12 protein-coding genes are annotated in these 13,806 nt (G+C 45.3%); 6 read left to right on the top strand and 6 right to left on the bottom strand.

Annotation, left to right across the window (positions count from 1 at the left end; translation table 11 throughout):
• Positions 1-67 precede the first annotated feature (67 nt).
• From AZI87_RS10930 to AZI87_RS10940, 3 genes are read left to right on the top strand one after another with little or no spacing between them, the layout of a single operon-like run.
• Positions 68-2,254, top strand: coding sequence for a heavy metal translocating P-type ATPase (locus AZI87_RS10930; protein ID WP_063206741.1), 2,187 nt, complete (start codon positions 68-70; stop codon positions 2,252-2,254).
• Between the two features lie 57 nt (positions 2,255-2,311).
• Positions 2,312-4,411: a sensor histidine kinase gene (locus AZI87_RS10935; protein WP_063206743.1), complete on the top strand. Its 2,100-nt coding sequence runs from the start codon at positions 2,312-2,314 to the stop codon at positions 4,409-4,411.
• Positions 4,411-5,796, top strand: coding sequence for a sigma-54-dependent transcriptional regulator (locus tag AZI87_RS10940; protein WP_063206746.1), 1,386 nt, complete (start codon positions 4,411-4,413; stop codon positions 5,794-5,796). Before AZI87_RS10935 ends, AZI87_RS10940 begins: the two co-directional genes overlap by 1 nt.
• A 35-nt stretch (positions 5,797-5,831) precedes the next feature.
• Here the strand turns inward: AZI87_RS10940 and AZI87_RS10945 are convergent, their stop codons facing one another.
• From AZI87_RS10945 to AZI87_RS10960, 4 genes are read right to left on the bottom strand one after another with little or no spacing between them, the layout of a single operon-like run.
• A complete protein-coding gene (locus AZI87_RS10945) occupies positions 5,832-7,421 on the bottom strand; it encodes a hypothetical protein (protein WP_063206749.1) in 1,590 nt (529 codons plus the stop codon).
• A 44-nt stretch (positions 7,422-7,465) separates the two neighbouring features.
• Positions 7,466-7,810, bottom strand: coding sequence for a DMT family protein (locus AZI87_RS10950; protein ID WP_063206752.1), 345 nt, complete (start codon positions 7,808-7,810; stop codon positions 7,466-7,468).
• A complete protein-coding gene (locus tag AZI87_RS10955; protein WP_063206755.1) occupies positions 7,810-9,414 on the bottom strand; it encodes a Na/Pi cotransporter family protein in 1,605 nt (534 codons plus the stop codon). The genes AZI87_RS10950 and AZI87_RS10955 overlap by 1 nt, the downstream gene beginning before the upstream one ends.
• Positions 9,411-10,154: a YoaK family protein gene (locus AZI87_RS10960; RefSeq protein WP_063206758.1), complete on the bottom strand. Its 744-nt coding sequence runs from the start codon at positions 10,152-10,154 to the stop codon at positions 9,411-9,413. Before AZI87_RS10960 ends, AZI87_RS10955 begins: the two co-directional genes overlap by 4 nt.
• Positions 10,155-10,233: 79 nt before the next feature.
• Between AZI87_RS10960 and AZI87_RS10965 the strand changes: the two genes are divergently transcribed.
• Positions 10,234-10,641, top strand: coding sequence for a (deoxy)nucleoside triphosphate pyrophosphohydrolase (locus AZI87_RS10965; protein ID WP_063206761.1), 408 nt, complete (start codon positions 10,234-10,236; stop codon positions 10,639-10,641).
• Here AZI87_RS10965 and AZI87_RS10970 read toward each other — a convergent pair.
• Positions 10,630-11,040: a thiol-disulfide oxidoreductase DCC family protein gene (locus AZI87_RS10970; RefSeq protein WP_063206764.1), complete on the bottom strand. Its 411-nt coding sequence runs from the start codon at positions 11,038-11,040 to the stop codon at positions 10,630-10,632. The genes AZI87_RS10965 and AZI87_RS10970 overlap by 12 nt on opposite strands.
• Positions 11,041-11,095: 55 nt before the next feature.
• Here AZI87_RS10970 and AZI87_RS10975 point away from each other — a divergent pair, with 55 nt between their 5' ends.
• The gene (locus tag AZI87_RS10975) at positions 11,096-11,713 is read left to right on the top strand and encodes an LON peptidase substrate-binding domain-containing protein (protein ID WP_063206767.1); all 618 of its coding nucleotides are present in this window, start codon (positions 11,096-11,098) and stop codon (positions 11,711-11,713) included.
• On the opposite strand, the gene AZI87_RS10980 is transcribed toward AZI87_RS10975, so the two are convergent.
• Positions 11,703-12,644 (bottom strand): COX15/CtaA family protein, encoded by a 942-nt coding sequence (locus tag AZI87_RS10980; RefSeq protein WP_081112204.1) that lies wholly within the window; start codon positions 12,642-12,644, stop codon positions 11,703-11,705. The two genes, AZI87_RS10975 and AZI87_RS10980, sit on opposite strands and share 11 nt — an antisense overlap.
• 88 nt (positions 12,645-12,732) lie before the next feature.
• Here AZI87_RS10980 and AZI87_RS10985 point away from each other — a divergent pair, with 88 nt between their 5' ends.
• Positions 12,733-13,674 (top strand): cation diffusion facilitator family transporter, encoded by a 942-nt coding sequence (locus AZI87_RS10985; protein ID WP_063206770.1) that lies wholly within the window; start codon positions 12,733-12,735, stop codon positions 13,672-13,674.
• Positions 13,675-13,806 lie beyond the last annotated feature (132 nt).

Genomic DNA, 13,806 nt, shown 5'->3' on the forward strand with positions numbered 1-13,806 from the left:
ATATTTATTTCTGTCACTAAAACCAGGGTGGTCTCCTAATACAGTTCAGAAGGCGGGCAGGTTTAAAATGGATGCTGAAAAACTAGATCAAACTGAAAAATCAACTGAACTTCAACTTATGGGTATGACCTGCGTAAATTGCGCGGCCAAGGTGGAAAAGACCCTCAATTCTTTTCCAGATATTAAAGCTTCGGTCAATTTTGCGACCGAGAAAGCGCACGTCGAGTTCTTAGGAAATACCGATGTTTCTCAACTTTTAAAAGCCATTCAGGATATTGGCTATCAAGCTTATGAAGTCAGTAACGAAATAGAATCCTCCAAATTTAAAGAGGAAGCGGCGGCGGAATACAAAAAAGAACTTCGTCATTTTATTATTTCCTTAGTTCTGACGATCCCGTTTCTTATCGAAATGGTTTGGATGTTCACAGGAGCACATCACGAGTTTATCCCGCGCTGGGTGCAATTGGTTATGGCGACCCCGGTGCAGTTCTGGATCGGTTGGAGATTCTATCGGGGTTCCTTCTTTGCTCTAAGATCTAAGAGCGCTAACATGGATGTCTTAGTCGCGCTAGGAACATCTATGGCTTATCTTTTAAGTGCCGTGGTGACAGTTCTAAATTGGAAGGATCAACACGTTTACTTCGAGGCCAGCACCGCGATTATCACTTTGATTCTTCTTGGAAAATTAATGGAGAGCCGAGCTAAAGGAAAAACTTCCGAGGCCGTGGAAAGTCTTCTTCGTTTGCAGCCAAAGAAAGCATTCGTTGAAAAGGATGGGCAGATTATCGAAGTCGCGACGTCTGATTTGAAAGCCGGCGATATTGTTGTGGTGAAGAACGGAGAAGGTGTTCCAGTCGACGGTATCGTGGCCTCTGGGGAATCCTCCATCGATGAGTCTATGTTGACGGGTGAAAGCATTCCCGTGCAGAAAGTCGCGGGCGACGCCGTTTATGCGGCGACACTGAATCAGGAAGGCACACTTAAAATAAAAGCGACAGGGGTTGGAAGTAAAACTCAACTAGCTCAGATCATTAAGATCGTAACAACGGCCCAAGGATCGAAAGCACCGATTCAAAGAATGGCTGATAAAATTTCAGGCGTCTTTGTTCCTGTCGTTGTTCTTATAAGTATCATTACATTCTTCGCGACTTGGTTCCTTGCAGGGGATCTGACTTCCGCATTTATTGCGTCAGTTTCTGTGTTAGTCATTGCGTGTCCTTGTGCTCTGGGTTTAGCGACTCCGACAGCAGTCGTCGTCGGAATTGGTAAGGGAGCTCAAGCCGGAGTTTTATTCCGCGATGCCAAAGCTCTGGAGCTTGCCGAAAAAATCAAAGTCCTGGTTTTAGATAAAACGGGAACTATCACTGAAGGTAAGCCACAGGTGACGGATGTGGTGGTAACTCAAGGCTCTCAAGAGGATTTACTTCGTTGGGCCGCAAGTCTTGAAATGGGTTCCTCACATCCCTTGGCTCAAGCTATTGTTGATGAAGCAAAAAAGCACGGTTCGTCATTACCTGCAGTGACGAATTTCCGATCCGTTGCGGGACAAGGGGTTGAGGGCGTGATTGAAGGGAGACAGATGCGCTTAGGTCGTCCGCATTGGGTGGCTCCGGAATATTCTTTAAATAAAGAAACCCTTGCCCTTCTCGAAGGGCAAGGGAAGACAGTAATGACCTTAGCCGATGATTCTCGCGTGCTTGGCTACATTGCTGTGGCAGATAAGATTCGAGAAACTTCGAAAAAGGCCATCGCCGAACTTCAGGAAAAAGGCATCCGCGTGATGATGCTCACTGGGGATAATGAAGGCACCGCGAAAGAAATCGCTGCTCAAGCGGGAATTAAAGAATTCAAGCACAGCGTGAAGCCTGCGGATAAGGCGAGTGTGATTGTTGCATTGAAGCGTCAGAAAAACCGTGTGGCCATGGTGGGTGATGGGATCAACGATGCTCCTGCCTTAGCAGTCGCAGATGTGAGTTTTTCGATGTCTTCAGGGACTGATATCGCCATTGAAACGGCCGATGTGACATTGATGAAAAACGATCTTCAGTCTGTGGTTCAAGCCATTGAGCTTTCCGAGATGACTTTAAAGAAAATTCGCCAGAACTTGTTCTTCGCCTTTTTCTATAATGTTCTAGGAATTCCGCTCGCAGCAATGGGTATGCTGAATCCGGTTATTGCCGGCGCGGCTATGGCAATGAGTTCGGTGTCCGTGGTAAGTAATTCATTACTTCTGAAAAGGAAGAGCTTAAGCTAAAACGATGACGCCCTCCTAAAGCGTTGACTTCAAAAGGCCGCGCTTTAGGATTAAGACATGACGCGTTTTTCAAGAATGAAGTTTTCGCAGAAGATCTTTTTAGCCATCTTTGGCACGGCTTCATTCTCGGCTCTGGTCTTATGTCTTTCGCTTTATGCGACCCTTTCCCGCTATCAATCCATTGATTTTGAAGACAGTTACGTCGATCATATGAATCTTTTTGGTAAAGCTTTAGGGAGGATTGAAGCGGCTCAAGCGCGTATTGCTCTGAATGCGGCTAAAGCTGTGGAGCTTCGTGATCAAGACGTTAAAGGAAAGTGGACGAATAAAGATCTTCGAGCTTTAGCTGATGAACTGGGTGTCAGCGAAGTGAACGTTTTCAATCAAGATGGCAAAGCCTTGGCTTATTCCCATGATTTGCCGGAGCCTTTATTTAAAGAATTCCCGGATTTGCTTTCGATCAGCTCACTTGTTTATCAAACCCATCTTTTGCGTGATTCTGACACTAAGGTTCGCCACCACACGATTCTGCGCACGAAAGATTTGAATCGGTATATTGAGGCGGCGCTTTATTTTGATGCAGTCACACTGCTTTTGAAGGAAATGGCCGAACACGATGTTGATAATCTTGTCATCGAGATGTTCGGGCCCGACAGTAAAAGTTTAGGGCGGATCCAAAAAGAAGACGCCGCCACCGAAGCGATGGACCTTTCAAAAGCTTTGAGTTTGCCAGACGGAGCTCACTGGGATCAAGGACGCCTGATTGTTTTGACTTCTTCGACCAATGCGAACCAAAAGACTTATCGTCTGGTTGCGGTGATATCAGATCGGTTCTTGCGACAAGGCTTGCAGAAGATACAAATGACCTTGGCAGTCGCCGCCCTTATTTTAATTCTGATTTCTTGGGCGTTGTCGCAAGCATTAACTAAAACTTTATTGGCTAAGGTAGAATCTATCCGTTCGCTGCTGTCGCGAATCACGCGGGACCAGGATTATTCAAAACGTGTGTCTATTGTTGAAAAGTCAAAAGATGAGTTAGATGAGTTGGGCGGAAATCTGAACCATATGTTACAGACTTTGCAAGCGCACCAGCTCCAACTTCTAGGGGCGGAGCGTGATAAGGCACGTGCGCAAATCGCGGCGCAAGTCGCTCACGATATTCGCAGTCCGCTGATGAGTATGAATATGGCGCTCAGCCAAATCGAGAGTCCGCAAAAAGAGTCGTTAGCGATCATCAAAAGTGCCGTCGCACGGGTGGCAGGTATCGTACAAAAGCTGTCTTCTTTGTCGGCCAAACCCGATGAGTCCGCTAAAACGGAAGAGCCGAAATTAACATTGATGGAGCCCTTGATCGCAACGGTGGTGAATGAACACCGCGTGCGTAAGGCTGATCATCAAACTTTGAAATTTACAGGGATGAGCGCGACTCCGCATCTTTGGAGTGTAGTTCAAGTGAACGAAATTCAAACCGCTCTTTCCAATATGATTAACAACTCTTTTGAAGCGGGAGCGACCGAAGTACATCTGACTCTTTCCGAGCAACCAAAAGCTTGGACATTGGAAGTGAAAGACAATGGAAAAGGTATTCCATCGGCAATTATCGATAAGATTTTTGAACGCAGCTTTACTTTTGGAAAGACGGCCGGGACGGGCCTAGGACTTTTTCAGGCAAAAGCGGCCATCGAATGGAGTGGCGGAACTTTAGAGCTGCGATCAGAAGAAGGCAAGGGGACGACCTTTTCTATATGCATTCCTCGAGAGAGAACGCCCGGTTGGCTGCCTTCTTCGATCGAATTAGACGCCGATCAAACCATTTGTTTTGTAGATGACGATGCTCAAATTTTAGAAAGCTGGAAAGCCAAGGCTCAAGCAGCTTCCCTAAGACAGGCCCATTTCTTTGAAAGTATCGAAGCTTTTGAAAAGGCGTTCCCACTATCTGAATGGCCCTCAACAGCATTGCTGGTGATTGATCAGAATTTAAGTGAGACTAAAAAAGGGCTTGAGGTGATGAGTGCTTTAGCCATCGGCAAAAGGGCTTATCTTTGTACTACGGATTTTGACGAGAAATGGATTCAAGATCAAGTGCGGAAAATCAACGGCTTCTTGATTCCAAAATTGTTGGTCACTCAGTTTGAGATTAAAGTGAGAGGTTCCTAATGCGTGTTTTGATTGTGGATGACGAAACGCTAGTAAGAAAAACCATGCAATCACAGATCGAATCACCGCACGTGGTTTCGCTTGCGGATTCCCTGGAAGAGGCCTTAGATATTTTGGATAAGCAAGTGATTGATCTTGCCTTCGTGGACCTGTCATTGGATGAATCCACGGATCGTATTGGTTTGCAGTTAATTCAGGAAATCGCTAAAAGTCATCCAACGACAGTCGTAGTGGCGATGACGGGTCATGATGAGGGGCCCCTTGTTGAAGCCTGTATGAAAGCGGGCGCTGTCGACTATTTGTTGAAGCCTTTTGATCGTCATACGTTGACGCAAGTTTTGCGTAAAGCCCCGGTGTTGCATCGTCTGCTCCGCCGCAATCAAACTTTGAAGCATCAGGCGGGTTCTAAGCTTGTTCAGCACATCAATCTTTATACGAAGTCTCCGGCCTTTAAAGCCGTATTAGACACGGCTAAAAAAATTCGCGGCGCCAATCAATCAATTTTGATTCGCGGAGAAAGTGGATCCGGTAAAGAGATCATGGCTCAGTATCTATGGAGTCTTGAAAATGACAGCTCTCGTCCCTTTATCGCCGTAAATTGTGGAGCGATCTCAGGGCAACTGGCGGAATCAGAACTTTTCGGACACAAAAAAGGAGCTTTCACGGGGGCGACCGAAAGTCGTTCTGGAAAATTTGAAAGTGCTGATGGTGGCGATATTTTCTTAGATGAATTAGCCACATTGAATATGGACATTCAAGTAAAGCTCCTGCGGGTACTTAGTAGTGGAGACATTTATCCTGTAGGGCAGGATGTTGGTAAGAAAGTAAATTGCCGTACGATTGCGGCAACGAACGAAAATTTGGAAGAGTTGATTAAAGAGAAAAAGTTCCGTGAAGATCTCTTCTTTAGAATTAAAAACTTCACGATCACTTTACCGCCTCTGCGTGAGCGCAAGGAAGACATTTTAGATTTAGCTCACGAGTTTTTACGAAAAGGCAACTATGGTGACAAGCACTTTAGTCCGCAGTCTGAAGCTTTATTGTTGAGCTACTCTTGGCCGGGCAACATTCGTGAATTGAAATCGGCCGTTGAAGTGGCGTCTGTACTTGCGGATGGAAATGAATTGCAACCGGGGGATATTACACCCCACCTTGTTCAGTCAGCTCCAGTTTATGAAGAGGTTCTTAAGAATCATTCGATCACGGAAATTGACGAGAAAGCTCTAGAAGGCCGTTTCAGTCACTTGGTTTCAGAGTTTGAATTAAAGCTGATTGATTTTGCCATGCAGAAAAAAGGATCGGAGTCTGCAGCGGCTCGCTATCTGGGAATTCCAAGAAGCACCCTGGGTGATTTACGTCGTCGTTTGGCGGGGATTAAGAAGTAGTGCTGTAAAGGGCCACTTGCACCCTAAGCAAGTGGCTACTCTTTGTCTTTCGTTTTTATATACGCTTCAAGAAGCCATTTGCGAATGTGCTTAAGATAATAGTCTTTCATTCCAAAAAAGACGAAGTGATTTAAATAACCTTCACCGGATTTATTCGGTTCGTTGAAGTTCACGGTGCCAATAATCTCTGGTGTATCCAGCTCCTCCGGACGCCATAGGATAAACTCTCTGAAGGCTCCGATGCTAATGGCGCGATAGTATTTTAAGACCAAGCCTGCTTCGGAGATTTGTGTTATTTGCACCGGATTCGCCACCTTGAGGGCCCCAGAGTCTTTAACGCTTCCTAAAGTTGTCGCTTCTTTATTCAAGAGGTGAGGATTTAGACTTAGGGTCTTTTTTAAGATGTAAGATTTATCCAGTGGAGTGAAGTAAATTTCTTTCACCCACTCAGAGAGGTCTTTCATAACTTCGAAGCTGAGTTTGCGCTTAGAAACCAAGTAAAGATCCGGGAAGTTCTGCAGTGGAACTCCGTGTTTAGCCGCGCGATCTGTTAAATACTGTTGAATTTGCTCCCAGCGTTTTTTCTTTTCGACTTCAAAAATATCGTAATTTGCAAAAACCATATCAAAGGTTTCAGGAAGTTGCTGGCGGTGGACCGTGTCTTTGTCAGAAAGATCTGAAAGAAGCTGACCCAAAAGGCTGTATTGGAAGACTTCGGCATTTTTAAACTTATCCGTGAAGAAGTTTTTTACCTCAAGCCCCAAGGCTGCATCTTCATCAAGAATTAAAATTCGTGTCTGGCGACCATGGGTGTTTAATAGTTCGGTCGTCTGATGGTCTTTATCCTGAAGGATGTTTCTTCGGACCTGGCTGACTTGTTTATTATCGGCGCCAAAGAAATGAAACTCACATAGAAAGTCCTTGTCGCTGACGGGCATACAAGATTTGCAATAAGCCAGAACGCTCTTAATATTGCCGGAAGTGAACGAGTCACTATAGTACTTCGTCATCGCACCGATCTTGATTTCGTGATTATTCATTGTCGTAAAGCCGATTTCAGAGATCGAATTTAGCGACACCTCTTTGAGCATTTCGATTGTCGAGCTGATGTTCATCGAGGCCACAGTTGTGGAAGTGACGGGGTGGTGGCCCGTCAGTGCGTATTCTAGATGCTGTTTTAAGATCAGTTTATCAAAGGGTTTGAAGACGACGTTATTAATAATGCGCTCTTCGGCCAAAGCAATATTGAAGTCAGGACTATCAAATGCGGTCAGTATTAAAGCCGTGGGCTCTTGTTCAGAGCACATTTTCTTACGCATAAAAAAATCACGGGCCCGTTTTATCAGGCCCATGTTTTGAATTCCTAAAAACTCATTTTTCGCGATCACCAGGCGAAGTTCGTGAGTGGCCGCCGGGGTGATATCTTCACTGGTGTCGTCTTTGTGTTTGCGCCCGCCCGGGGCTAATGCCAGAGGTCCGGCGGATAGAGCCGTTTTGAGCCATTCATGAAATTCTGCCAGGTTTAAGAAAAAGCGAATATGGAGCTTTGGATCTATACTTCTTAAGGTGTCGAAGAGATCCTTCTGGATACGTTCATCATCTTCAAGGATGTATATGAACTTCATACTTTTATTATATCTTGATATGAGTCATGAAAGTAAAATTATTTTTAAGGGGACCGAAAAATAAAATAAACAGCCCCAATCAAACACAATCCAGCCCATAAGAAATCTAGCTTCAGTGACTGTTTCATATAGAGAACGGAAAAGCCCGCAAAGACCACCATGGTGATGACCTCTTGGATGATCTTCAGTTGGGGTAGGCTGAACTGAGTGTAGCCGATGCGATTGGCAGGAACTTGTAGCAGATATTCAAAAAAGGCGATGCCCCAGCTAACAAGAATAGCCACCCACAAGGCAGATTCTTTGAAAGACTTCAAATGTCCGTACCAGGCAAAGGTCATAAATACATTGGAAAGAAATAAAAGTCCGATAGGCAGAATGGCTTGAGTCATTACGAAGACCTCTGGTTATAAGCGTGATTGCACAATAAGCTCGCGATACGACGATATTCACTTAAAAGATCCAAGTGGATGGAGCTGGTATTGATGGAAGAATTCATACCCCGGTTCAAGCGGCTGATATGATTTTCACGAAGAGTGATCTCTGTTTTTGCCAAATCACGCTTCAACTGAATGGCCTCTTCGGAAAGCTCTTTGTTCTGATAGGCATTGATAGCCATCGCAGCCACTTTAACGACCTGTTGGTGCATTTGGCAGATTTCGGACCAGCCTTCAGTTGAAAACTCAAGCTTCAAAGCATTTTTCTTAATCGCCAAAGCCAGGATGTTGATGTCGATGGCGTCAGCAGCTCTTTCCAAGTCGCTTAGGAACATGATCATATTCATCACATTCTGATGCACAACGGTGTTTGATTTATTGGCATGATCCAAAAGAAACATTTTCGTTTCGCGATAGAGAAAGTCGACTTTGTTGTCGCGGTCCTTAATGGAATCAAAGTCTTTAGGATCGTTGGTTTCAAAAAGGCGGATCGAGTCTTTGATCATGCCTAAGACGATATCTGCCGTGCGCATGATCTCACGATTTGCATAAGATACGGCGAGGGCCGATGATTGATAGTTATCCAGTTTCACGAACTCCGTGCCGAATTCTTCAGAAGCCTGTTTTGGGAACATTTTTTCGATCAGTTCCGCACCTTTGTTGATGAATGGATAGAAGATCACAGCGGAAAGGACGTTGAAGATCAAATGAGCATTGGCGATTTGGCGCGACGTTGTTGTGTCGAAAGTATTCAAGAAATCAATAAAGAGGTGAGTGAATGGATAGAAGATCACAACGCTGATTGTTTTATAGAAAAAGTGAGCCCAGGCCACTTGACGACCAATGTAGTTTCCACCCGCAGCGGCGATCAAAGCAACAGAAGTGGTTCCGATATTGGCACCATAAACCCAAATCATGGCATCGTAGAACGTAATAGCTTTTACTGCGGCTAAACTCATGGCCAGACCGATGGTCACGGCGCTGCTTTGAACAAAGGCACAGAAGACAATCGAAATAAGTAGTGAATAGCCTGGGTTATCACGAACGTTTTGGAAAAGATCCGTCAACAACGGATTTTCAGCAAAGTGGTGTGACGAAACAGAGATCAAATTTAAACCAAAGAACAAAAGGCCAAAGCCCATGAAAACCAAGGACAGATTTTTGAAAACGGTTTTCTTTGACTTAAAGTAAAAGGCAAATGCAATGGCAAAGACAGGAAGGGCGTAAGAACCTAAATCCAAAGAGATGAACTGAACCGTCAGTGTCGTACCAATAGCAGTTCCGATAATGACACCCATGACTTGACGAAGATTAATCACGCGTGCCGAGCCCAGGCCTACAAGCATGGATGTTACAGCGCCTGAGCTTTGCATCAACGTCGTAAGAACAACACCCGTAAGAATCGCCAGAAATTTACTTTGTGACAGACGATTCAAAAGAATCGTGATTTTTCCCGCCATCAGTTTTTCTAAAGACGAAGAAGCCAGTCCCATCCCGTACAAGAAGAGAGCCACCCCGCTGATCAGGATGATGAAATAGGAGTTGTGCGTATCAATCATGATGTAGTTCCATTGTGCTCATTAAAGTGAATTAAGCTCCAAAAGAAGAGGATTGTAGCAATGATACCAGGAATAAGGAAGCCCCAATACTGTGCGTGAAGATAAACGTAGGCAGAGACGAGTGATCCTAGAATGAAAGATGAAATCAGTCCTATGCGCATCCAATTGGCGCGAATTTCATTCGTACGAGGTTGAATTTTGTGCGAATGCGTGATCACGCGCACTAAGCCGATTCCGAGGTCGGTCGTGATGCCTGTCAGATGAGTCGTTCGAATAATAGCACCGAAGGCGGAAGTGATTGTCGCATTTTGAATTCCGCACGCCAAGCACAAAGCGGCTAGCAGGATGTAGCCATGACGAGCCAGCGGAGCTCCGAATTCACCGAACACCCCGAGGTTTCCTAACGTCGCCACCATGATGGTTAAAAACAAAATCAAAAGCATCACGAAAGGGTAAAGGGGTTTTCGTCCTGTTTGAATGCGACGGTCGACGAAGAAGGCTGAAAGCATCGCTCCGCCTATGAAGAAACCAGGTACGGTCAGCATTCCCAAAGACTGCATCCACTTTCCTTGGGCTGCTTCGGTGCCGATCAATGTTCCAAAACCTGTGACGTGAGAAACAAAGCGATGGCAGGCAAGATATCCGCCCGTATTAATGGCTCCGGCCTGAAAGGCCATCGAAAGCCAAATCGTGACGTTAGAGCGACTGAAGTGAGAAAGGGTCTGGTGATACGAGAACATTCTAAAAATAGGGTAAAACAACTCTTCTAAAAAGACAAAAGACCCCTATATACTTAGACCTAAGAAAGAGGAAAGATTCATGACAGCAAAGACACCGGTCTTAGTCGTTGCGGCGGTGATCCGCCGTTTTGCTGACGCCGAAAAGCGAATTCTGATTGTGCGTCGGGGACCAGAACAAAGTGGTGCCGGCTTTTGGGAGTTTCCTGGTGGAAAAGTGGAATTAGGGGAGTCGCCCGAACAAGCTTTGCAGCGTGAAATCGATGAAGAGTTGGGGATCTCTATCCGCGTTGGAGAGCTTATTGGTGAAGCCGATTTTTCTTATCCAACAAAGCTCATACGTCTTCGTCTGTACTGGGCCGAAACCTTGCAAAGTGATCTGGTATTAAGTGAACACGATGCCTTTAAGTGGTGCTTGCCTCATGAAATAAAGGTGGACGAGCTTTCCGAGGCCGATCGGCCTTTTGTTGAGAAGATCTTAGGGAAGTAGGTAAGAGCGTTCTTCCGGAGTTGGAAGACGGCAAAACTCTCGTTCGCCAAACCACTTGTAGCGGTTTTTTGCGACGTATTTGTAAATGAGATCACGCAAAGGTCCTGGAATAATCAGCGCTAAAGAGAAGATTCTATAAAAGCCACCAAGGCCCGATAATATTTTAATAACCGCAGCCGAGCGGCGATAAATCTTACCTTTCTCAAAGTAGATCACTGTATCAAGATTGGTCCGATCTTGAGTTGGCAGAAGTTCTTCAGCCGTGCTTCCTTGAAGTGGAGCAAAAAGAAAAAGATGAGTTTTATCACGACTGATCACTGCGTCGACAAAACCATTACAAAGGTGGCAAACACCATCAAAAAAGACAACGTTTCGCATTTTTAAATCCACCTTTTCCATAGCAATTCCAGGCTACAGTCTTTATAATGAAACTTCAAGTTGAGGAGTCCTGTTCATGGAAGTCTTTTTATTTCCTCTAGTTAACGTCACTTTGTTTCCGCGAACGACGAAACCTCTCAATATTTTTGAACCTCGTTATCTTTCCATGATCAAAGAAGCCGTGGCTACGCAGACGCCCGTGGCTTTGGGGTTTATCGAAGACCCGTCGAAGGTCGCGTCGGTTCGTCCCGGTGAAAACGTCCCTTTTGTTCGCGAAATTGCAGGTTATGGATACGCGCAAATCGTAGAGGAAAGATTGAACGGGACTCTTTTGGTCTTTTTGCAAGGGCAAGGCAAGTTACGTTTGGGAAAGGTCCTTGATCGCGGCACTCCGTACATCATTTGCGAGGGCCATATCATTCCTGAGAAAACTGTTCTTGAACCCAACTATCAGACGGAACTCAACGCTATTCATCGCATTCTTGTGCGCTGGATCCAGACACATATTCCAGATCCACAGCAAAGAGACATCTTCATGCGTAATCTCGTCCATCCCGAAGAAATCATCGGAAGTTTCGCTTCTTATCTTGTTCGTGATTACGATCTACAGCAAATGGTGCTCGAGTATGACGACATCAACGAGAAGGTGCATTTTCTGCACCGTCTGATTGAGTCCAACGAGCTTACGACTTAACCGGGCTGGCCTCCAAGTTTTCTAAATGCACAGTTTCTGCGCGAACAAAGAAAACCCATTGCAATAAAATCACCCACACCGTGTGAGCTAAAGCGAGATGCACGATTTTCATCCACACCGGGGCATGCAAAAGTAAAGTCAAAATTCCAAACACGATCGCCGTGATCAGCGTGAGACTCATTTGGTAGGATCGACGTTCTACTAAAAGAGATTCGGCCGTTTGCGCTTTGATCCAAAAGAAAATGGCCAAGCTTCCGCCACCCAAAAGTGCTAGTAGGGGATGCAAGCCGCGCAGTCGAACTAAGAAGTGAGAGTTTGAATCAAAGTCCGCTAAAAAACCATCCCACAGATTTTCCGTCGGGAAAAGTGAGTTTGAGAGCGAAGCCCAAGCCCCTGTGATGCCAATAATGACGATAGCCCATGGCAAATAGCGGTAACGTCTGTCTTCCTTTGAGGGAGCTTGCAATTCCGATTGCAAAGTTGCTGCAGAAAATGCCAGAGCGGCCGACCCCGTCAGCATAAATGAATTCAACTGATGAAGTGCCATCACAAAGGCGCGATAAGGAGTATCATTAGTCGTCACAAGTCCGAACAAAACGAGTTTGGCTCCCAATAAAGCTTCTGTGATTGTAAAAATCAAAGTCGCGAAAGCCATTTTTCTAGCAAAATGAGTTTTAGGATAAATCTTGCGGGCCACCCACCAGAAGTAAATGACGACAAGACCGTAAATACCCGACATCAAACGATGACCGTACTCCACCCAGGTTTTTCCGCGTTCTGCTTCGGGAATAAGTTGCCCGTGGCATAAAGGCCAGGTGTCTCCGCAGCCATCACCTGAATGAGAAATGCGCACCCAAGCGCCCCAAAGAATCACCAAAATCGTGTAAAACAGAAGGCCAAATGCAAATTTCTTGAAAGTAGGTTTCGTCATAGAAAAAAGAAGTATCACGCCCCTAAAATGCGGTCAATCTCGAGGGGTGACGATTGACTTCCTGACAAGGAAAAGAGTTAAATAGGGCATGTCAGAAACATCAAAGTCCGCTCATCACCATCATCATCATTCACATGCCCATGGGCATCATCACCATCACTCTCATGGCGCTGTTATGGGTCGCATGAAATGGGCTTTGGCATTGAATCTAGGTTTTGCTTGCATTGAGCTTGCGGGTGGATTGTGGACGAACAGTGTGGCAATTCTGAGTGATGCTTTGCATGACTTCGGGGACGCCTTAGCGGTCACTTTGGCTATCGTGCTTGAAAAGTTCTCGCATAAAAAAAGCGACGAAAGTTTTTCCTATGGTTACCGACGTTTTTCTACGTTGGGGGCGTTGATTACCGGAATTATTTTGATCGTCGGATCCATTTTAATTTTGATCGAGTCAGTGCCCAGACTTTTGAATCCAGAACAACCACACGCGGACGGAATGATTTTGTTGGCCGTCTTGGGTGTGAGCGTGAATGGCTTTGCGGCCTATCGCATTTCTAAGGGCGAATCTTTGAATGAAAAAATGCTGATGTGGCATATGATCGAAGACGTCATGGGATGGGTGTTGGTATTAACCGGCGCCATCGTGATGAAGTTTTTTGACCTACCACAACTTGATGCCGGCATGGCCATCGCTTTGGCTTTATGGATTATGTACAACGTCTTTAAAAATCTGCGTGAAGCTTTAAAAGTTTTTCTGATGGCTTCGCCCACGAATATCGAAGTTGAACAAGTAGAGCAGGCGATTCGTAAAATTGAAAAAGTCCAGGACGTGCATCATGGACATTTGTGGTCCTTGGATGGAGAAAATCATATTTTCACGGGCCACGTGGTCCTGGGGCCTGACGCGACTGTTTCAGATATGGAAATCGTGAAGACCAAAGTAAAAAAACTTGTGAAGGATTTTGGGATTGTCGAGGCCACAATCGAAACCGAAGTTGCCGGTTTCAGTTGTCTCGATCCGGAACACAAGTAAAAAACGAAGTTAAAATGTGCAATGTTTGCGTCTCATGACGAAACGTTTTAGGCACAAAAATCTATTTATTCCCTCGGTTTAATAAAAGTTTTTCCTAATAAAGTCCGATAAGTACGTTAAGGAAACGTTAGG

Source organism: Bdellovibrio bacteriovorus, assembly GCF_001592745.1.
GTDB lineage: Bacteria > Bdellovibrionota > Bdellovibrionia > Bdellovibrionales > Bdellovibrionaceae > Bdellovibrio > Bdellovibrio bacteriovorus_B.